A 20,371-nucleotide genomic window follows, 5' to 3' on the forward strand; every position below is an offset into this window, starting at 1 on the left:
GGCGGCTGCCGGGCCCCCGAGCCCGGCAGCGCCCGCGGCCCGTATCAGGCCTTTTCCACCAGCATGCGGCCGACCATTTCCATGTGCAGGGCATGGCAGAACCAGCTGCAGTAGTACCAGTGCACCCCGGGCCTGTCGGCGACGAAGGTGATGGACGAGGTCTGCTGCGGGCTGATCTCCATGTTCACGCCGTGGTTGACCATGGCGAAGCCGTGGGTCACGTCCTCGATCTCGTCGAGGTTGGTGATGGTCACCGTGACCTCGTCACCCTGCTTCACGGTGAACTCGGTGATCCCGTAGGTGGGCGCCATGGAGGTCATGTACACGCGCACCTGCTTGCCGTCGCGGATGACCTTGTTGTCCTTGAGCAGGTCGATGCCGTCCTTCTTCGCCCGGGCCACGGTCGGGGCGAAGAAGGGGTCGTCGCGCGACCAGATCTTGCGCGGCTTGATCTGGTCGCGGCGGGCCATGATGCAGTCGTGCGGCTCGGCGAAGGTGGGGCCGTCGTGGACCAGTTGCATCTCGTCGCCGGAGATGTCGATCAACTGGTCGTTCTCCGGGTGCAGCGGGCCGGTGAGCAGGAAGCGGTCCTTGGAGAACTTGCTCAGCACCACCACCCACTTGCCGTCGGCTTCGCGGGTCTCGCAGAGCGAGGCGTGGTTGTGCCCCGGCTGGTAGTGCACGTCGAGCTTCTGGCGGATGTAGTCGACCTTCTCGCCCTTGTAGGCGCGCACCGCGTCCTCCAGGTTCCACTTCACCAGCTGGCTGTCGATGAACAGCGTGGTATAGGCGTTGCCGCGGCCGTCGAAGGTGGTGTGCAGCGGGCCCAGGCCCAACTCCGGCTCGGCGACTATGGCCTCGCGCGGGTCCTTGAGCTTGCCGGCGAAGAGGTCCGGCAGTTTGTCGATGGCGATCATGCTGCAGGTCGGCGACAGCTTGCCGTTGGCGATGAAGTACTTGCCGTCCGGCGAGGTGTTCAGGCCGTGGGGGTTCTTCGGCACCGGGATGTAGCGCGTCACCGCGCTGTCCTTGCCGTCCTTGCGGCGGCCGTCGACCACCGGGACCTTGGAGTCGCCCAGGGTGACGAAGCGCTTGGCCTTGATCTCGGCCTCGATGCGCGGGATGTCGAACACCACCACCCAGTCGCGCTCGTTGCGCATCATGCCGGCCAGGTCCACCGCCTTCTCCGAGTTGTAGCAGGTGGAGGCGGCGAAGCGGCCGGTGTAGTCCATGTCGGTGTTGTCCAGGTTGCCGTCGACGATCACCTGCCAGGCCACCTCCATGGTCTCGGCGTCGATGGCGTTGTACATGGTGAAGGCGTTGTCCGCGCCGGGGTCGAAGCTGGAGCCGTCGTTGGGGTGGGGAATGATGAACTCGGCGTTGCAGAACACGTACTTGGTGTGCGGCACCTTCTGCAGGCGCAGGCCGTGGATGGCCTGGACGTTGGGGACGGTGACGATCCTGTCGCACTTCATGATGTCCAGGCGGATGCGCGCGACGCGGCTGTTGGCCTTGTCGTTGATGAACAGGTACTTGCCATCGTACTTGCCGTCGGTCATGGAGATGTGCGGGTGGTGGCAGTCGCCGTTGTGGAAGCGCGCGCTGTCGCCGAGGATGTGCTTGCTCTCGTTGGTCAGGCCCCAGCCGGTGGCCGAGTCGACGTTGAACACCGGGATGCGCATCAGCTCGCGCATCGAGGGGATGCCCAGCACCCGCACCTCGCCGGAGTGGCCGCCGCTCCAGAAGCCGTAGTACTCGTCCAGCTCGCCGGGGCCGACGTGGGCCTTGGCCTGCGCCGCCTTGACCGTGTCGGCCCAGGCCTCGCGCGGGATCACCGCGCCGCCCAGGGCGCTGGCACCGACCAGCGCCGCGGCGCCGGTGACCGCCGAGGCGCCGAGGAAGTCACGGCGGCTGAAGCCGCTGGCGTCTTCGGGTTGCGGGTGTTTCTTCTCGTTCATGTCCGATCCTCCCAAGTTGCTATTCAAAATTGGCGCATCAGAGTTGGCGCACGGCGATCCGCTCGCCGTCGTCCGCCGGTGCCTGCTTGCTACGTTTCTTGCGCTTGTTCACCAGCGGCGGGCACTTGTTTTCGTCGTGGTAGGTGAGTTGGCAGTCGAGGCAGTAGTGACACTCGTTGGCGTTGATCCGGCCGTCCGGGTGGATGGCCTGGATCTCGCATTCGCGGGCGCACAGCTGGCAGGGTTGGCCGCATTCCTTGCGCCGCTTGAGCCAGTCGAACAGGCGCGCCTTGCCGGGGATGGCCAGGGCCGCGCCGAGCGGGCAGAGGTAGCGGCAATAGACCTTGCGGGTGAACAGGTTGACCAGCAGCAGGCCGGCGGCGTAGGCGACGAAGCCCCACTGGCGGGCGAAGCCCAGGGTGATGGCGGTCTTGAACGGCTCCACCTCGGCGGCGCGCTCGGCCGTGGAGAGCGATTCGAGGGACAGGCCGAACAGCGCCAGCAGGATGATGTACTTGAGCGCCCAGAGTCGCTCGTGGACCGCGAAGGGCAATTCGAACTGCGGCACCCGCAGCTTGCGCGCGGCCTCGTTGAGCAGCTCCTGCAGGGCGCCGAACGGGCACAGCCAGCCGCAGAACACGCCGCGTCCCCAGAGCAGCACGCTGGCGGCGGTGAAGGTCCAGAGGATGAACAGGATGGGGTCGCTGAGGAACAGCTCCCAGCGGAAGCCTTCGAACAGTGCGTGGACGAAGGTGAGCACGTTGACCACCGACAGCTGGCCCAGGCAGTACCAGCCGATGAACACCAGGGTGAAGGCCAGGTAGCCGCGGCGCACCCAGTGCAGCAGGTGCGGGCGGCGGGTGAGGGCGTCCTGCAGGAAGAGGATGGTGGCGAGCAGCGCCAGGGCGCCGAGCAGCACGCCGATCCGGAAGCTCTTCTGGTACCAGATGCGCAGCCACAGGGGGCGCTTGGCCTCTTCCAGGGCCGCCAGTTCCTCGGCGCTGGGCTGCGGCCGCAGCAGGTAGGCCTCGGGCGTCTGGTAGGGCAGGGCGAAGCTGGTGAACAGGCTGGCCACCGGGCCGGTCTGGCGGCGCACCAGCAGTTCCAGGTTCCACGGCGTGCCGGGGTCGAAGCGGTGCTGGGCGCGGACGATGAAGACGGCCATCTCGGCGAAGGCCGGCATGCCCTCGGCGTAGACGTCGGACAGGCGCTGGTAGTCGAGGTCGCGGAAGCTGAGGATGTCGCCGAACTGGCGCAGCTGCACCCGGTCGAAGATGCCGCCGCGCACGTAGCCGGAGCCCTTGAAGGAATATTGGCCGTTGCCCAGCACGGCGATGGCGTATTCGCCGGGCTTCAGCGAGTCCATCAGCTCCTGGTACTGGCGCTCGCCCAGCAGGTTGCGGCCGACGGTTGGCGGGTTGAGCAGGGCGGTGTAGAGGTCGATGAAGTCGTCCGCCCGGTGCGCCGCATCGGCCGCGCCGACGCTGGCGGCCTCGGTGCCTTTGAAGGCGTCGTCGATCTGCCCGCGGTTCAGCTGCAGGCGGCGGATCGCGCCGTTGCCGGTCAGCTCGGCCCAGGTCGCTGGCTGGAACGCCTCCAGGCGCACCTGCGCGGGCTTGGGCCGCACGCTGCCGCCGTCCTCGATCAGCCCCAGGGACACCGCCACGGTATGGGCGGCGCGCATGACGATCTCGTTGACCACCATGACGGTGACAGTGGCGCCGGCGACGGCATCGATGGTGGTCGTCTGGGCGTCGCTGGAGCGGCCGACCACCACGCGCTGGTCGGCCCGCACGCCGGCATAGCCGGCGGTGAAGGCATGCAGTTTCTCGACGGGGATGCCGATCAGCAGGATCGGCTCATGGTGTTCCAGCACATAGGCGTCGCGGATCACCGCATGGGGATCGAGGATCACCTGCAGGTTGATCGGCTTGCCGGAATAGGCCGGCATCTGCGTGACGCGGATGCTCTGGAAGGCGTAGCCGAGCAGCTCGTCGCCCTTGAACAGACGGCGCACGCCGAATTCGCCCTCGGCATCGCCGATGCGCTCGACGCCGGGGAACACCTGGGTGATGCGCGTGCGCTCCAGGTCACTGAGTTCGGCGCCTTGGGCAGCCAGGCCGACCAGTAGCAGCAGCCAGCCCAGCAGCAGGCGGAGGCACCAGACGGCGCCTTTGCGCCCGGCATCGGGCTCCGTTCTACAGTGGGCATCCTGGTCGGCGGCCATCGGGTTTCCTCCCCTCGGCGACAACTTACTTGAGCGTGACTATCCACTCGGCCAGGGTCTTGGCCTCGTCCTCGCTGACGGCGTTGGGCGGCATCGGCATCGCGCCCCAGACGCCCTGGCTGCCCTTGCGGATGCTGTGCATCACGTGGGCCACGCCGTCGGACTGGTCGCCGTATTTCTTCGCCACGTCATGGAAGGCCGGGCCCACCAGTTTCTTGTCCAGCGTGTGGCAGGCCACGCAGGCCTTGGCCTTGAACAGGTCCTCGGCGCTGCTGGCGAAGGCTGGCGCCTGTGCCAGCAACCCGGCGGCCAGCAGTACGGCCATTGCTTTGTTCATGGTTCTCTTTCCTCGCAGGCTTGGCGCCGCAGCGCCGGATCCAGGTGCCGGCGTCCCGCCCGGCGGTGGCTGCGATTCTAGGAGGGGCCCTTCGCGCGGGCGCTTGATGACAATCAAGAACTTCCGGCGCGGCGCTTGAGGCGGATCGTCGCGCTGGCTAGCGTGCCAAGCCGTGGAACCCGATGGAGAACCCCGCCCATGAACGCCCCTGCCCAGGAACTTCCGCTCTTCTACCAGCCCAGCGGCAACGAGGTGACGCTGTTCAGCGAAGCCGCGGCGCAAGGCATGCCGGTGCTGATCAAGGGCCCCACCGGCTGCGGCAAGACGCGCTTCGTCCAGCACATGGCGCAGCGCCTGGGCCGGCCGCTGTACACCGTGGCCTGCCACGACGACCTGTCGGCGGCGGACCTGGTCGGCCGCCACCTGATCGGCAGCGACGGCACCTGGTGGCAGGACGGCCCGCTGACCCGCGCGGTGCGCGAGGGCGGCATCTGCTACCTCGACGAGGTGGTCGAGGCGCGCCAGGACACGGTGGTGGTGCTGCACCCGCTGGCCGACGATCGCCGCGAGCTGTTCATCGAGCGCACCGGCGAGTCGCTGGTGGCGCCGCCCGGCTTCATGCTGGTGGTGTCCTACAACCCCGGCTACCAGAACCTGCTCAAGGGCATGAAGCCGAGCACCCGCCAGCGCTTCGTGGCGCTGCGCTTCGATTACCCGGCGGCGGAGGTGGAGGCGGGCATCATCGCCCGCGAGGCCAACGTCGACCGCGAGCTGGCCCAGCGCCTGGCGCAACTGGGCGTGGCCCTGCGCCGCCTGGGGCGGCAGGAGCTGGAGGAAGTCTGCTCGACGCGCCTGTTGGTGCTCACCGCGCGGCTGATCCATGCCGGGCTGGCGCCGCGCGAGGCGTGCCGCGCCGGGTTGGCCGAGCCGCTGTCCGACGACGAGGGCACCGTCGCCGCGCTGATGGACCTGGTCGATGTCCACTTCGCCTGAGGCCCTGGCCGGCACCCGGCGCCTGCCGGGCGACCTGGCGATGTGGCTGTTCATCCTCGCCGAACTGAGTGTCTTCGCCATCCTCATCCTGGTCTTCGCCGTGGCCCAGCGCCTGGATGCCGAGGGCTTCCGCGACGGCCGCGCGGCGCTGGACCTGTCCCTGGGCCTGGTCCTGACGCTGAGCCTGCTGACCGCCGGCTTCCTCGCCGCCGCCGCGGTGGAACTGGTGCGCCGCGGCTACCAGCGCCGCGCCGGCTTCCTGCTGCTGGCGGCGCTGGCGCTCGGCCTGCTGCACGTCTGGCTGAAGGCCGGCGAGTACCTGCACCTGGCGCAGCGCGGGCTGGACCTGGAGCACAGCACCTTCTTCACCCTGTTCTGGCTGGTCACCGGCTTCCACTTCCTGCACGTCTGGCTGGGCCTGGTGATCCTCGGCTGGATGGCCCTGCGCTGCCTGCGCGGCGCCTATGCCGAGGGCGCCCTCGGCGGGCTGGAGTCCGGGGCGCTGTACTGGCACATGGTCGACCTGGTGTGGGTGATGCTGTTCCCGCTGGTCTACGTGTTGGCGCCGCTGCCATGAGGTCGCTGGCCCTGGCCTGGGCGCTGCTGGTGCCGCTGGCGCTGGCCGGCATCTGGCTCGGCAACCACGCCGCCAGCGCGCTGCTGCCGGTGGCGAGCATCCTGCTGCTGGCGCTGGGCAAGGCCTGGCTCATCGTGCTGCGCTTCATGGAGCTGGGCCACGGCCCGGCGCTGTGGCGCCGGCTGCTGCTCGGCTGGCCGCTGGCGCTCGCCGTGCTCCTCCTGGCCGTCCACGCAAGCTACTGATTTTCCTGAAAATAAATACCTGACAGGAAGCATTGGTCTTTCTTGATCGCCATCAAGCGGATCGGCCCGGGGGCCTTCCTAGAATGGCCGCAAATCGAGACCGAGGAGGACCCCATGTCAGACACCTTCACCAAGGGCATGGCGAGGAACATCTACCTGGGGGGAGGCGTTTTCTTCTTCCTGGTGTTTCTCGCCCTGACCTATCACACCGAAACCACCTTCCCCAAACGCACCAACCAGGCCGAGCTGACCGAGTCGGTGGTGCGCGGCAAGCTGGTGTGGGAGCAGAACAACTGCGTCGGCTGCCATTCGCTGCTCGGCGAGGGCGCCTACTTCGCGCCGGAGCTGGGCAACGTGATCGGCCGCCGCGGCGGTGACGCCGCCTTCGACAGCTTCCTCGCCGCCTGGATGAAGATGCAGCCGCTGGGCATCCCCGGGCGCCGGCAGATGCCGCAGTTCCACCTCAGCGACCAGGAGGTGGCGGACCTGGCGGCCTTCCTGCGCTGGACCTCGAAGATCGATACCAACAAATGGCCGCCGAACAAGGAGGGTTGATCATGAACCCGGGCAATCCCCATCTGAAATTCGCCTCGCAAGCGGTGGCCAAGCCGTACTTCGTGTTCGCCCTGATGCTGTTCGTCGGGCAGATCGTCTTCGGCCTGGTCATGGGCATGCAGTACGTGGTCGGCGACTTCCTGTTCCCGGCCATCCCGTTCAACGTCGCGCGCATGGTGCACACCAACCTGCTGATCGTCTGGCTGCTGTTCGGCTTCATGGGCGCGGCCTACTACCTGGTGCCGGAGGAGGCCGACCGCGAACTGCACAGCCCGAAACTGGCGATCGTGCTGTTCTGGGTGTTCGCCGCGGCCGGGGTGCTGACCATCCTCGGCTACCTGCTGGTGCCCTACGCGGGCCTGGCGCGGCTGACCCACAACGAGCTGCTGCCGACCATGGGCCGGGAGTTCCTCGAACAGCCGACCATCACCAAGCTGGGCATAGTCGTGGTCGCCCTGGGCTTCCTCTACAACATCGGCATGACCTTGCTGAAGGGCCGCAAGACGGTGGTCAGCGTGGTGATGATGACCGGCCTGGTGGGTCTTGCGGTGTTCTTCCTGTTCTCCTTCTACAACCCGGAGAACCTGGCCCGCGACAAGTACTACTGGTGGTGGGTGGTGCACCTGTGGGTGGAAGGCGTGTGGGAGCTGATCATGGGCTCGATGCTGGCCTTCGTGCTGATCAAGGTCACCGGTGTCGACCGCGAGGTGGTGGAGAAGTGGCTCTACGTGATCATCGCCATGGCCCTGATCACCGGCATCATCGGCACCGGCCACCACTACTTCTGGATCGGCGCGCCGGGCGTGTGGCTGTGGCTCGGCTCGATCTTCTCCGCGCTTGAACCGCTGCCGTTCTTCGCCATGGTGCTGTTCGCCTTCAACATGGTGCGCCGCCGTCGCCGCGAGCACCCGAACAAGGCCGCCTCGCTCTGGGCCCTGGGCACCACGGTGACCGCGTTCCTCGGCGCCGGCGTGTGGGGCTTCCTGCACACCCTGGCCCCGGTGAACTACTACACCCACGGCACCCAGCTGACCGCGGCCCACGGCCACCTGGCCTTCTACGGCGCCTACGTGATGATCGTGATCACCCTGATCAGCTACGCCATGCCGCGCCTGCGCGGGATCGGCGAGGCGGCCGACGCCCGGGCGCAGAGCCTGGAGATCTGGGCCTTCTGGCTGATGACCATCTCCATGCTGCTGATCACCCTGCTGCTGACCGCCGCCGGCGTGGTGCAGGTGTGGCTGCAGCGGATGCCGGCCGACGGCGCGGCCATGCCGTTCATGGCCACGGTGGAGCAACTGAAGGTGTTCTTCTGGCTGCGCCTGTACGCCGGCTTCGGCTTCCTCATCGGGCTGATCTGCTACCTGCTGAGCTTCCGCCAGCGCGGCCGCATCGCGGTGGGCGTGGCGCAGCAGGCCGGTTGAGTTCCCTCCCCCGGGGCCCGTCTGCCTGGCAGCGGGCCCTTTTTTTCGCGAGGCCGCGATGACCATTCACCTGGAACTGGAGGAAGGCTTCGGCCGCGCCTGGCACCGCTTCATCACCCGCCGCGCGAGCCCGACGTTCGAGGACGCGACGGTGAGCCTGGACGAGGTCCGCCGCAGCCTGCTGCTGCTGTTCCGCGGCACCGGCGGCGAGGCCGGCGTCGGCGTGGAGGCGGCCAGCCCGCGCGAACTGCTGGTGCGCCGCAGCCTGTTGCAACAGGTGGCCGGCACCTGCCAGCAGCTGCCGGTGGCCTGGTTCGACGCCGATTCCCTGCGCCTGCCGCCCAGCCTGGCGGTGTACCCCGATGCGCAACTGAACCGTGAACTCTACCGCTGGCTGGCGCTGCTCGCGGCGCACAGCCAGCCGCTGCGGCACTGGGCCGGCGACAACCAGGCCTGGACCCTCGCCGTGTTGCAGCGCTACCCGCTGCTGCGCCCGCGCTATGAACGCCTGGTGGAGGCGCTGCTGCCGCTGCGCCCGGACCCGGCCCAGCTGCCGCCGGCCGAGGCGGTGCTGGAGCGCGCGCTGCGCCAGGCCCTGCGCGAGCCGGGCAGCGTCCTCCGCCTGCCGCGCAGCGAGCGCGCGCCCTGGCCGCTGCCGTTGTGGCTGTATCCGCCGCAGCAACTGGCGGCGCCGCAGCGCACCGAGCTGGTCGACGGCGAAGAGCAGGGCAGGCCGACGGGCGAAGCTCGCAACGGCATCGCCCGCAAGCGTGGCGAGCGTACCGAACAGGACCCGGGGCGCGGCGGCCTGCTGCTGTTCCGCCTGGAGAACCTGTTCAGCTGGTCCGAGCACGTCGAGCTGGACCGCGCCGGCGACGACAGCGAGGACCTGGACGCCGCGCGGGTGGCCGAGGACCTCGACCACCTGAGCCTGTCCCGGCAACGCCAGCGCAAGGGCGGCGGCCTGCGCCTGGACCTGGACCTGCCGGCGGCCGAATACGACGACCTGCCGCTGGGCGAGGGCATCCGCCTGCCGGAGTGGGACTACCGGCGCGGGTGCCTGCTGCCCGACCACGTCTGCCTGCAACCGATGCTGCCGCGCGATGCCGCGCCGGCGCCGCTGCCGGATGCGCTGGCGCCCATCGCCCGGCGCCTGCGCCGCCAGTTCGAGGGCCTGCGCCAGCAACCGCAGTGGCTGCGCCGCCAGCCCCAGGGCAGCGAGCCGGACCTGCAGGCCTGGCTGGACTTCAGCGTCGAACGGCGCCTGGGCGCCTGCGCCGAGACCGGCCTGTTCCTCGAACGCCGGCAAACCCGCCGCGACCTGGCCTGCCTGCTGCTGGCCGACCTGTCGATGTCCACCGACGCGCACCTGGACGACCGCCACCGCGTCATCGACCTGATCGGCGACAGCCTGCTGCTGTTCGGCGAAGCATTGCAGGCGGTGGGCGACCGTTTCGCGCTGTACGGTTTCTCCTCGCTGCGCCGGCACCACGTGCGCCTGACCCAGCTGAAGAGCTTCGAGGAACGCCACGGCGACGCCGTGCGCGGCCGCATCCGCGCCCTGCGCCCGGGCTACTACACGCGCATGGGCGCGGCGATCCGCCGGGCCACGCAACTGCTGCTCGAACGCGGCGAGCGCCAGCGCCTGCTGCTGATCCTCACCGACGGCAAGCCCAACGACCTGGATTGCTACGAGGGCCGCTACGGCATCGAAGACACCCGCCAGGCGGTGCTGGAAGCCCGCCGCGCCGGGGTGCTGCCGTTCTGCCTGACCATCGACCGCGAGGCGGCGGACTACCTGCCGCACCTGTTCGGCCACCAGGGCTACCTGATGCTGCACGACCCGGCCCAGCTGCCGCTGCGCCTGCCGCAGCTGTACCGCCAACTGACCCGCCGCCGTGAGTGAAGCGCCATTGTAGGAGCGGGCCCTGCCCGCGAATCGCGCGCAGGGCGCGCTCCTACAGGGGACGATGTGGCGAGTGAGGCGGTGGACAGCCCGTTGTAGGAGCGAGGGGGACACCTAGTTCTTGCTCGCGAACCAATCCCCGCAGCGAGATCCGTTCGCGACCGGATTTTTCGGCCGCTCAGGACAGCCCCCTCTCCCGCTTGCGGGAGAGGGTTGGGGAGAGGGTGCTCTTGAGTTCAACACCTGTGTCACCGGCAAATCCTGTTCGCGAGCAAGCTCGCTCCTACGAAAAGCACCTCGTAGCTAGGCGTATCAGGATGACTCCGGATTTTCCGGCCGCTCAGGACAGCCCCCTCTCCCGCTTGCGGGAGAGGGTTGGGGAGAGGGCGCTCTTGAGCCCAACACCTGCGTCGCCGGAAACCCCGTTCGCGAGCAAGCTCGCTCCTACGAGAAGCATTCGGCTGTCTATTGGGTTCCCGCGTTCGCGGGAATGACGGGATTAAGATTCGTGTTTTCCGACGTCATTCCCGCGAACGCGGGAACCCAGAAAACAGCGAGGGAGCAACTGCCTTGCAGGCTGTGCCGAGGTGCTTTTTGTAGGATGGGTTGAGCTTGCGAAACCCATGCGGTGGTGGTGATGGGTATCGCTTCGCTCAACCCATCCTACGAGAAGCCTCCCGGCTCCGTCAGCGCGGCAACCAGACGGCCATGGCCACGCAGAACAGCGCGAGAATGACGCAGAAAACCCGGAACCGACGCAGCCGCCTCTGCCGGGCCAGGGCCTGTTCGGCCGGGAGCGGCATGCCGCAGTGCGGGCAGTCGGCGTGCTCGTCGGTGCTGGCTTGCTGGCAATACAGGCACTGGCGCATACCTATTCGAACTGCTCCAGGCGCAGCGGATCGAGGACCTGCACGGTGCGGCCCTGCAGGTCGATGATGCGTTCGTCGATCAACCGGCGCAGCACGCGGGAGAAGGTTTCCGGCTGGATCGACAGATGCCCGGCCACCAGTTGCTTGGCCATCGGCAGGTCGAAGCGCAGGTCGGCGTCGCCGTGGCGGTTGAGCAGCGTCAGCAGGTAGCGCACCACCCGGTGGGTGGAGTTCTTCAGCGACAGCGTCTCGATCTCGTTGATCCGCCGGTGCAGGCGGATGCACAGGGTGCCGAGCAGGGCGAAGGGCAGCTGCGGGTTGCTGTGCAGCAGTTCCAGGTAGGTGCGGTTGGCGAAGCGGTAGACCTGCGTCGGCTCCAGCGCCTGGGCCGAGGCGACGTAGTCCGGGGTGTCCATGAACATCATGGCCTCGGCGAAGGTCTGCCGGCCGACCACCACTTCCAGCACCTTCTCCTGGCCCTCCGGGGTCAGCCGGAAGATCTTCACCGCGCCGGATATCACGAAGAAGAACGCATGCGCCGGCTCGCCCTGGTGGAACAGCTTGTCGCCCTTGTCGAGGTTGAGCAGCTGGCAGGTGGCGAGCAGCTGTTCCAGCTGCGCCTCGTCGAGGGCATCGAACAGGTGATGCCCGCGCAGGATCTGCTGGTGGACGCGCTGGGACTGCATGGCGGAGCTTTCCTGGGCCGGGGACATCCGCCCAGTATGCTCGCCATGCGCGGGTTGAGGGGTGAGGCATGCTGTCACGCCGGCCTCCGGCCGATGAGTGGTCATTGCGGCCGGTTGGCGCCGACGAACAGCAGGTTGTTCTCCAGGTGGATGTGCTGCATCAGGTCGCGGCGCAGCTCCTCCAGCCCGGCGTAGAGCGCGCGCCAGGTGGTGCAGGCGTTGGCCGGGGCGGTCAGGTCGTCGGTCAGCTCGGCCAGCGCGGCCAGGGACTGGGCATGTTCGTCGTGCTCGTGGCGCATCACCCCGATCGGCCCCTGCACGTGTAGCAGCGACACGCCCTGGATCAGCCAGGGGAACAGGATGTGCTCCTCCTTGCACATGTGCGATTCGAGTTCTTCCTGCATCCGCTCCAGCAGCGCCACCAGGCCGTGGGGGCAGTACGGGTGCGCGGCGTGGGTGCGCTCCACGCGCTGGGCCAGCGGCAGCAGCGCGGGGAACTGCTGGCGATGGCGCTGGTGGTAGCGCTCGAGGATGTGCTCGATCAGTTCGGCGTTGCTCGCCTGGCGCCAGTCGCGCTCTGCGCTGGCCGGGCGCAGGGCGCGCAGTTCGCTGGCGATGCGCTCGGCGTCCAGGCCCAGTTCGCTGGCGGCTTCGCGCAGGCTGCGCTGGCCGGCGCAGCAGAAGTCCAGCTTGTAGTCGCGCAGCAGGCTGGTGCTGCCGGGCAGGCTGCAGGCCAGGTCGCTGAGGGTGCGTTCGGTCAGGTTGTCGTGCATGGCGGCGGGCCTCGGGAGTCGGTGCGGTAGGCAGGCGCCAGTCTAGGAAGGGCGGTGGCCCGGGCTCCTTGATTGCGGTCAAGCGTCGCAGTGCGCGGTTTCCCGTTCGTCGTCGCCCTCGGCGATGTGCAGCAGTTGCTGCGGGTTGCGCACCAGCAGCTTCTGCCGGCCGCCGCGCACCAGGCCGCGGCCTTCCCAGGCGCAGAGGATGCGCGAGACGGTGTGCAGGGTGGTGCCGGTCATCTCGGCGATGTCCTGGCGGCTGACCGGGAAGTCGATGCGCACGCCCTCGGACTCCGCCCGGCCGCTGCTGCGCACCAGGCGCAGTACGGCATGGGCGACGCGGCGTTCGACTTCCTCGGTGGCCAGTTCGCAGAAGCGCACGTGGGCTTCCTGCAGGCGCACGCCGATGGCCTGCACGGTGTTCAGGGCGAAGCCGGGGTGGCGCGCCAGCAGCGGTTCCCACAGCGCGGTGGGCCAGGCCAGCGCCAGGCTTTCCTGGGTGGCGCTGGCGGTGGCGGGGTAGTCCTCGCGGCCCAGGGCGCGGACGAAGCCGAACAGGTCGCCGGGGTTGACCAGGCGCACCAGCACGCGCTGGCCGTCGCAGGTCAGCTGGGTGGCCTTGAGGCGGCCGTGGACCAGCAGGTAGAAGTGCTCGGCCGGCTCGCCCTGCTCGAACACCGTGGCGCCGCAGTGCAGCGGCAGCACGCTGGCCGGGCGGAGGATGTCGTCCTGTTCCTCGCGGGTGCAGTTGGCAAAGGGTGGCAGGTTCGCCAGCCAGGCGCGGTTGATCGTCGGCTTGTCGCTCACGCTCGGGATTCCCTGGGGGCCCGCCGCAGCATACCCGTTTCGCGGGGGGGCGAAACTTGAGTGGGATCAAGTCAAGGCAGCTCTCTGACCAGGCGGAAACCCAGGTTGTCCGGCGGTTGCCCGGCGCTGCAGCCGCCGCCGCGGGCGTCGCGGACGAATTCGTTGATGGCGGCGCGGTGGCGGCCCTCGGCGATGCGGATCGAGCAGGCCTCGACGCGGCTCTTTTCCGCGCCGCCGGCATCCAGGCTGACCCGCGTGTGGCAGCTCTGCGTCCACTCCCAGACGTTGCCTGCCAGGTCGGCCACCCCCAGTTCGTTGAGGCCATGGCTGCCGCGCGGCTGCGCCCGGGCCGGGCCTTCGCTGGCCGCCGCGGCTTCGAAGCGGTAGCGCGCCAGCCAGCGGCGCGCCGGGTTGCGGCCGTCGTCGTCGATGCGCAGGGCGTCGTCGGCCCAGCGCGAGCCGGCGAAGAACGCCCATTCCTCATCGCTGGGCAGGCGCCAGCGCTGGCCGGTGCGCTTGGACAGCCAGTCGGCGTAGAGCTGCGCATCCAGCAGGCTGGCACCGGTGAGCGGCAGGTCGGCGCCGGGCGTGGCGGCCTGGCCATCCAGCGCCAGGCAGGCGCCGGCGTCCACGCAGCGGGCGTATTCGGCCTGGCTGACCTGGTATTTCATCACCGCGAAGCGCGGCGCCAGGCGTTCGCTGCGCAGCGGCGCATCCACCGGGCGGGCGTCGCGCCAGTAGTCGCCGGCGGGGCGGAAGCGGTATTCCCGCGGCGTCAGGCTGACGGTCTCCGGCGCCAGGCCCGGATCGCTGCGCGGCAGCCAGGCGCCCAGGGCGATGGCCACCAGCAGCAGCGGAAGGGCGATGATCAGCGCCTTGCGCATCGGCGTTCCCTCGTGGCGGGGCCGGCCCTCGCAGGCCGGCCGGTGGCGTCACTTGATGGGCGAGGGCGGTTCGACCTGGCTCATCAGGTCGGAGTCCCACTGCCCCTCGACCTGGAAGTGCGCGGTGGCGCCCAGCGCCACGCCTTCGATCAGGTTGTGGTTGAGGTAGGCGTACAGGCCCGGCTGGCGGAAGGTGTACAGCGCCGCGCCGGCGGCGCCGCCGGGGATGAACCAGGTCTCCAGGCCTTCCTCCGGCGGGTTGCCGAACTTGCCGGTGGCCCAGACGTGGTCGCCGTGGCCGCCGATCAGGTGCGGGCGGGTGTCGCGGTTGGCCTGGGAGTGGACGATCAGCACGGTCTCGCCGACCTTGGCGGTCAGCGCGTTCTTGCCGGTCAGGGCGCCGACCCGGCCGTTGAACACCACGTGGCTGGGGATCAACCCCTTCATGGTTTCCATGGTGTCGTTGAAGCTCTCGGCGGGCGTGGCGTAGCGCTTGAATTTGCCGTCCTTGTCGCGCGGCACGTAGAAGTCCTGCTCGCCGACGTAGAACACCTTGTCGTACTTCAGCGGGCGGCCGTCGCGGTCCTTCAGACCGTCGCGCGGCAGCACCATGATCGCGCCGTTCATGCCCGAGACCACGTGCCAGGGAATCATCATCCCGCCGGGCGCGCAGTGGTAGACGAACACGCCGGGGCGGGTGGCCTTGAAGCGCAGCTTGACCTGCTCGCCGGGGTTGACGATGGTCAGCGAGCCGCCGCCCAGGGCGCCGGTGGCGGCGTGGAAGTCGATGTTGTGGGCCATGCTGTTGCTGGCCGGGTTGACCAGGGTGAGCTCGACGTAGTCGTCCTGGTGCACCACCATCAGCGGCCCGGGCACCGAACCCTCGAAGGTCATGGCGTGGATGTGGGTTTCGTCATCGTCGATGATCAGGTCCTTCTCCTGGATGACCATGCGGAACTCCACCACCCGCGGCTTGGCGCTGGTGCGTTGTTCGTGGGCATGGACGAAGGGCGGGGCGAGCAGCTCGACCTTGCTCCTGGCCAGCTTCGACAGGTCCGGCGCCGGCCCGGTCTGCAGCGGCGCCGACTCCTTGGCGAAGGCCAGACCGCTGCCGAGGACCGAGCCGGCGACGCCGAGCGCGACGGCTCCGGCGAGCAGGCTACGGCGCGAGAAAGGCGTTTTTTCCAGGTCAGCCATGGGTACTTCTCCTAATGGACGAGATTGCGTTGTCCACAGGGAAACCCCTTGGGCGAAAACCTTCTTTGCGCCGCAGCAAATAGCGGCGCAGCTGGACAATCTGCCGCAGCGCGCCGTCTGGTTTTTCCTACGGCGCCTGTGTGAATGCGGCAAGTGCCTGTGCGCCGAGGTAAGATTCCAGCCCAAAGAGCGAACCTCCCGCGCCAAGGCGCGGGCTCCAACGGACAAGGACCTTGCATGCGCCCGCGTGGACTCCCCCTCCTGGCCCTCACCTTTGGCGTGCTTGCCGCGCAGCAGGCCTACGCCAGCAGCGACGACTCCTGCTACCCGAGCTGGAACCTCAAGCGCGACACCCTGGACGTGTGCAACAGCCTGCCGTTCCTGAGCCCCGGCAACGACAGCCGGGTCAACCTGCAGCTGCTGTTGGCCGATACCGGCCGCGCCAGCCTGCCGGTCAAGGCGCTGTCCGATGACGAGCAGCAGCTGGGCTACGGCCTGGTGCCCTTCCCGCTGACGCGCCTGTTCGACGAACCCCAGGCCATGGATCCTGCACCGGGCGCCGCCAAGCCGGCGGCGCCCCTGGCAGAGCTTGCGGTGCGCATCGGCCTGCCGGCGGACGCGGTGCCGGCCGACGGCGAGCGCTTCGCCAGCGGCGAGGGCAGCCGCTGCCGCAGCAACAACCCGGCCACCGCCCAGGACTTCCTCGCCCAGCTGCTGGCCGCCGACCTGCCGCCCGCCGAGCGGCAGGGCCTGGCGCGGGCGCGCCTGGCCCTGTTGCAGGGCTGCCAGTGGGACGACGCGCAGCTCGCCGGGCTGCTGCCCAAGGACGTGGATTCCCCCGCCGGGCGTGATTTCGCCGGCTACCTGCAGGGCGTCGCCGCCTTCTACAGCGGCCACTTCCAGGCCGCGCGCAAGAGCTTCCAGGCCCTGCACGACAGCCGGCTGCCGTGGCTGCGCGAGACGGCGCGCTACATGCTCGGCCGCAGCCAGCTCAACCAGGCGCAGCAGAACGCCTTCGACGACATGGGCTACCCCGACCTGCGCAAGGTCGACCAGGCCGCGCTGAAGGTCGCCGAGAGCGACTTCAAGGCCTACCTGCAGGCTTATCCACAGGGCCGCTACGCCACCTCGGCCAAGGGCCTGATGCGCCGCGTGTACTGGCTGATGAACGACCCCGGGCGCCTGGCCGCGGAGTACGCCTGGCTGTTCGCCCAGCCGGAAGCGGCCCAGGGCAACGCCGACCAGGCCCAGTTGATCGCCGAGGTGGACAACAAGCTGCTGGTCAGCGCGCACCCGGCCGAGGTCAAGAACCCGCGCCTGCTGGCGGTGCTCGACCTGATGCAGATGCGCCACCACGAAGCCGGCGAGGGCCGCGCCCTCGACCTGCCCGGGCTGCAGGCGCAGAAGCCGCTGTTCGCCGAGCTGCCGGGGCTGCACGACTACCTGCTGGCCGCCTGGCAGCTGTACGTCGAGGAGCAGCCGGCCAAGGCGGCCGAACAATTGCCGAAGGCCCTGCCGCAGAAGCTCGACTACCTCGCCTTCAGCCAGCAGACCCTGCGCGGCTTCGCCCTGGAGGCCGGCAACGACTGGCTGGGCGCGGAGAAGCTCTGGCTGCAACTGCTGCCGCTGGCCCGCCAGCCTCTGCAGCGCGAGCAGCTGGAACTGGCGCTGGCCTTCAACTACGAGCGCAGCGACCGCCTGGTGAAGGTCTATGCGGAGAACTCACCGGTGCGCACCCCGGCCATCCGCGAGCTGCTGCTGCGCCACATCGCCGGCCCCGAACTGCTGCGCCAGCAGGTGAAGTCCGAGACGGCGCCGGCCGAGGAGCGCGACACCGCGCTCTTCACCCTGCTGTACAAGGACCTGCTGCACGGCCGCTACGCCAACTTCGTCAACGACCTCGCGCTGCTGCCGGCCGAGCCCTCGACCAAGCCGCTGAGCGCCAGCCTCGGCTTCGTCTATGGCGGCGGGCAGCCGCTGAGCCTGTTCCAGTGGCCGGGCGGCAAGGGCAACGCCGGCTACGACTGCCCGGCCATCCGCGACCTCGCCCTGGCCCTGCAGCAGGAACCGCAGCCGCCGCAGGCGCTGAACTGCTTCGGCGAGTTCATCCTGCGCAACAACCTCGACAGCTTCCCGCTGGACAACCAGCCCGGCGTGCGCGAGCTGGGCGGCAGCCCGTCGCTGTTCGAGGGCGAGCCCTACTCGCGCCTGGACGGCTACCTGAAGGTGATCGCCGACGACCAGGCCGGCAGCGACGACAAGGCCTATGCGCTGTACCGTGCGATCAACTGCTACGCGCCCAGCGGCTACAACGGCTGCGGCAAGCAGGACATCGCCCCGGCGCAACGCAAGCGCTGGTTCCGCACCCTGAAGACGCAGTACGCCGACACGCCCTGGTCGAAATCGCTGAAGTATTACTGGTAGCGCGGCCATGGGCCTGGCCGCGAAGAGTCTGGCGCTGGGCCTGCTGCTGTGGAGCGCCACGGCCCGCGCCGGGGTGGTGGATGCCGCCGACTACGACGCCTTCTGGCTGTGGGGCGGCGTGCAGGCCCAGCCGGTGCTGCGCCAGGCGCGCACGCTCTACGTGCTGCAGGGCCAGGTCAGCGCCCCGCGCGGCGCCCCCGAACAACCGGCGCGCCTGCACGCCCAGGGCATCGCCATGCCGCGCCTGCGCACGGGCCAGGTGTGGCTGGTCTACCGTGCCCACAGCCTGCGCTGGAGCGAGGACAGCTACGCGACCCTGCTGGCCCAGCTGCGCCGCTGGCAGCGCGCCGGCAACCCGCTGCTGGGCGTGCAGATCGACTTCGACGCCCGCACCCGCTACCTCCACGAATACGTGGCCTTCCTGCGCGACTTCCGCCGGCGCCTGCCGATCGAATACCGCCTGAGCATCACCGGCCTGCTGGACTGGAGCAGCAACGCGGAGCCGGCGACCATCAATGAACTCAAGGACGTGGTGGACGAGGTGGTGGTGCAGACCTACCAGGGGCGCCGGACGATTCCCGACTACCAGCGCTACCTGCCCAGGGTGGCGCGCCTGCAGCTGCCGTTCCGCATCGGCCTGGCGCAGTACGGGCAGTGGCAGGCGCCGGAGTATCTGGAGCGCAGTCCGTGGTTCCGGGGATACGTGGTGTTTTTGCAGAATCCGTGAGTTGGTGGTCGGGGGGATTTTGTAGGAGCGAGCTTGCTCGCGAACGGAGTTTCCCGGTTGCAACGGAGCCTTGGGTTGACTCCGTCCCCTCTCCCCAGCCCTCGGCTGCGCGCCCCGCCCTGAAGGGAGAGGGGGCTAGTCCGTGCCGAGAGAGGGTGTGGTTTCACCTGAAACCTGCGGAGCTGCCGGCTGACTCAGGAATACCCAAGCACGCCGAACAGTCCCCTCTCCCTTCAGGGAGAGGGTTAGGGAGAGGGCGCTCTTCAGGTCAAGCGCCGAGATTGCCAGCGAAGCCCCGTTCGCGAGCAAGAACTAGGCGTCCCCCTCGTTCCTACGAAGAGCCTCCGCAACCACAACTCCCCCCACACCCCGCCTTAGCCGGCCGCTCCACCAGATCCCGCATCAGCAACCCATAGTCCAACTCCACCCCCTCCGGCACCGGCAGATACACGACGTGCCCATCACCCGGCGCCACCTCGATGGCTTCACCACGAACATTCTCCAGACGTTCCAGCCGCAGCGTACGGTTCCCTCCCGGCGTCATGAGTTCGAGGCTGTCACCCACCGCGAAGCGGTTCTTCACCCTTACCTCGGCGAGGCCGCCACGCCGCCCGCCAGTGAATTCCCCGACAAACTGCTGCCGTTCCGCCCGCGAGCTGCCGTACTGGTAATTCTGATACTCGTCATGCACATGACGGCGCAGGAAGCCCTCGGTGTAGCCACGGTGGGCCAGGGACTCCAGCTCGTCCATCAAGCCACGGTCGAAGGGCCGGCCGGCCACGGCGTCGTCGATCGCCTTGCGGTAGGCCTGGGCGGTGCGCGCCACGTAGTAGTGCGACTTGGTGCGGCCCTCGATCTTCAGCGAGTGCACGCCCATCTCGGCCAGGCGCTGCACGTGCTGGATGGCGCGCAGGTCCTTGGAATTCATGATGTAGGTGCCGTGCTCGTCCTCGTGGGCCTCCATCAATTCGCCAGGGCGGTTGCCCTCCTCCAGCAGAAACACCGCGTCGGTGGGCGCGCCTTCGCCGAGGGTGGGTTCGCGCACCAGTTGGCCCAGCTCGTCCTCCCGGGCCGGGTGCGCCTGGTACTGCCAGCGGCAGGCATTGGTGCAGGTGCCCTGGTTGGGGTCGCGGCGGTTGATGTAGCCCGACAGCAGGCAGCGCCCGGAGTAGGCCATGCACAGGGCGCCGTGGACGAACACCTCCAGCTCCATGTCCGGGACCTTCTCGCGGATCTCGCCGATCTCCTCCAGCGACAACTCGCGGGAGAGGATCACCCGGCTCAGGCCCTGGTCGCGCCAGAAGGCCACGCTGGCCCAGTTCACCGCGTTGGCCTGCACCGAGAGGTGGATGTTCGCCGCGGGGAAATGCTGGCGCACCAGCATGATCATCCCCGGGTCGGACATGATCAGCGCATCCGGCCCCAGGGCCAGCACCGGTTCCAGGTCGGCCAGGAAGGTTTTCAATTTGGCGTTGTGCGGGGCGATGTTCACCACCAGGTAGAAACGCTTGCCCAGGGCATGGGCCTCGGCGATACCGATGGCCAGGTTGGCCAGGTCGAATTCGTTGTTGCGCACCCGCAGGCTGTAGCGCGGTTGCCCGGCATAGACGGCATCGGCGCCGTAGGCGAAGGCGTGGCGCATGGCTTTCAGCGAGCCGGCGGGGGAGAGCAGTTCGGGGGCTTGGAGCATGGTGTGGGGACGGTTGTGGATAAAACGCTACACTCTAGCGGGGGCGGGGGGTTGGTGCCCTGCGCGGGGTCAATGTTGGTGGGGCTTTT

At 68.8% G+C, this 20,371-nt stretch carries 18 protein-coding genes; 8 read left to right on the top strand and 10 right to left on the bottom strand.

Annotated features, from left to right (window positions below):
* Positions 1–44: 44 nt before the first annotated feature.
* From nosZ to ACTWJ5_RS01335, 3 genes are all read right to left on the bottom strand, one after another.
* Positions 45–1,958, bottom strand: a complete 1,914-nt coding sequence (nosZ, locus tag ACTWJ5_RS01325) for a TAT-dependent nitrous-oxide reductase (RefSeq protein WP_444437321.1) — start codon at positions 1,956–1,958, stop codon at positions 45–47.
* Positions 1,959–1,995: 37 nt separating this feature from the next.
* Positions 1,996–4,095 (bottom strand): transcriptional regulator NosR, encoded by a 2,100-nt coding sequence (gene nosR / locus ACTWJ5_RS01330; RefSeq protein ID WP_444439711.1) that lies wholly within the window; start codon positions 4,093–4,095, stop codon positions 1,996–1,998.
* 115 nt (positions 4,096–4,210) lie between these two features.
* A complete protein-coding gene (locus ACTWJ5_RS01335; RefSeq protein WP_009614885.1) occupies positions 4,211–4,522 on the bottom strand; it encodes a c-type cytochrome in 312 nt (103 codons plus the stop codon).
* A gap of 198 nt (positions 4,523–4,720) precedes the next feature.
* Between ACTWJ5_RS01335 and ACTWJ5_RS01340 the strand changes: the two genes are divergently transcribed.
* From ACTWJ5_RS01340 to ACTWJ5_RS01365, 6 genes are all read left to right on the top strand, one after another.
* A complete protein-coding gene (locus ACTWJ5_RS01340) occupies positions 4,721–5,515 on the top strand; it encodes a CbbQ/NirQ/NorQ/GpvN family protein (protein WP_074978232.1) in 795 nt (264 codons plus the stop codon).
* Positions 5,499–6,092 carry a cytochrome c oxidase subunit 3 gene (locus tag ACTWJ5_RS01345; RefSeq protein ID WP_074978229.1) on the top strand — a complete coding sequence of 198 codons (594 nt, stop codon included), beginning with the start codon at positions 5,499–5,501 and terminating at the stop codon, positions 6,090–6,092. The genes ACTWJ5_RS01340 and ACTWJ5_RS01345 overlap by 17 nt, the downstream gene beginning before the upstream one ends.
* On the top strand, positions 6,089–6,337 hold the full coding sequence (locus ACTWJ5_RS01350) for a cytochrome C oxidase subunit IV family protein (protein WP_009614890.1): 249 nt from the start codon (positions 6,089–6,091) through the stop codon (positions 6,335–6,337). Before ACTWJ5_RS01345 ends, ACTWJ5_RS01350 begins: the two co-directional genes overlap by 4 nt.
* 114 nt (positions 6,338–6,451) lie before the next feature.
* The gene (locus ACTWJ5_RS01355) at positions 6,452–6,892 is read left to right on the top strand and encodes a c-type cytochrome (protein ID WP_043314711.1); all 441 of its coding nucleotides are present in this window, start codon (positions 6,452–6,454) and stop codon (positions 6,890–6,892) included.
* Complete coding sequence (locus ACTWJ5_RS01360; protein ID WP_249920179.1) at positions 6,892–8,316, top strand: cbb3-type cytochrome c oxidase subunit I; 1,425 nt, start codon at positions 6,892–6,894, stop codon at positions 8,314–8,316. The genes ACTWJ5_RS01355 and ACTWJ5_RS01360 overlap by 1 nt, the downstream gene beginning before the upstream one ends.
* 58 nt (positions 8,317–8,374) lie before the next feature.
* Positions 8,375–10,222: a nitric oxide reductase activation protein NorD gene (locus ACTWJ5_RS01365; protein ID WP_444437322.1), complete on the top strand. Its 1,848-nt coding sequence runs from the start codon at positions 8,375–8,377 to the stop codon at positions 10,220–10,222.
* Positions 10,223–10,908: 686 nt separating this feature from the next.
* On the opposite strand, the gene ACTWJ5_RS01370 is transcribed toward ACTWJ5_RS01365, so the two are convergent.
* The 6 genes from ACTWJ5_RS01370 to nirK all read right to left on the bottom strand — a co-directional run bounded on the left by ACTWJ5_RS01370 (position 10,909) and on the right by nirK (position 15,441).
* On the bottom strand, positions 10,909–11,091 hold the full coding sequence (locus tag ACTWJ5_RS01370) for a protein DnrP (protein ID WP_074978221.1): 183 nt from the start codon (positions 11,089–11,091) through the stop codon (positions 10,909–10,911).
* Between the two features lie 2 nt (positions 11,092–11,093).
* Positions 11,094–11,777, bottom strand: coding sequence for a Crp/Fnr family transcriptional regulator (locus ACTWJ5_RS01375; protein ID WP_009614901.1), 684 nt, complete (start codon positions 11,775–11,777; stop codon positions 11,094–11,096).
* Between the two features lie 101 nt (positions 11,778–11,878).
* Complete coding sequence (ytfE, locus tag ACTWJ5_RS01380) at positions 11,879–12,550, bottom strand: iron-sulfur cluster repair protein YtfE (RefSeq protein WP_301500473.1); 672 nt, start codon at positions 12,548–12,550, stop codon at positions 11,879–11,881.
* A gap of 78 nt (positions 12,551–12,628) precedes the next feature.
* Positions 12,629–13,360, bottom strand: a complete 732-nt coding sequence (locus ACTWJ5_RS01385) for a Crp/Fnr family transcriptional regulator (RefSeq protein ID WP_116424627.1) — start codon at positions 13,358–13,360, stop codon at positions 12,629–12,631.
* 71 nt (positions 13,361–13,431) lie between these two features.
* On the bottom strand, positions 13,432–14,244 hold the full coding sequence (locus tag ACTWJ5_RS01390; protein WP_249918160.1) for an SUMF1/EgtB/PvdO family nonheme iron enzyme: 813 nt from the start codon (positions 14,242–14,244) through the stop codon (positions 13,432–13,434).
* A gap of 48 nt (positions 14,245–14,292) precedes the next feature.
* A complete protein-coding gene (gene nirK / locus ACTWJ5_RS01395; RefSeq protein WP_249918159.1) occupies positions 14,293–15,441 on the bottom strand; it encodes a copper-containing nitrite reductase in 1,149 nt (382 codons plus the stop codon).
* 237 nt (positions 15,442–15,678) lie between these two features.
* On the opposite strand from nirK, the gene ACTWJ5_RS01400 reads away from it, so the two are divergent.
* Both ACTWJ5_RS01400 and ACTWJ5_RS01405 read left to right on the top strand, forming a co-directional pair.
* Positions 15,679–17,865, top strand: a complete 2,187-nt coding sequence (locus tag ACTWJ5_RS01400; RefSeq protein WP_444437323.1) for an outer membrane assembly lipoprotein YfiO — start codon at positions 15,679–15,681, stop codon at positions 17,863–17,865.
* A 7-nt stretch (positions 17,866–17,872) separates the two neighbouring features.
* A complete protein-coding gene (locus ACTWJ5_RS01405) occupies positions 17,873–18,592 on the top strand; it encodes a DUF3142 domain-containing protein (RefSeq protein ID WP_009614913.1) in 720 nt (239 codons plus the stop codon).
* 331 nt (positions 18,593–18,923) lie between these two features.
* Here ACTWJ5_RS01405 and trhP read toward each other — a convergent pair whose 3' ends face one another.
* Positions 18,924–20,282: a prephenate-dependent tRNA uridine(34) hydroxylase TrhP gene (trhP, locus tag ACTWJ5_RS01410; protein WP_444437324.1), complete on the bottom strand. Its 1,359-nt coding sequence runs from the start codon at positions 20,280–20,282 to the stop codon at positions 18,924–18,926.
* Between the last annotated feature and the right edge of the window lie 89 nt (positions 20,283–20,371).

This window comes from Pseudomonas sp. A6, assembly GCF_052367875.1.
Classification (GTDB): domain Bacteria; phylum Pseudomonadota; class Gammaproteobacteria; order Pseudomonadales; family Pseudomonadaceae; genus Pseudomonas; species Pseudomonas citronellolis.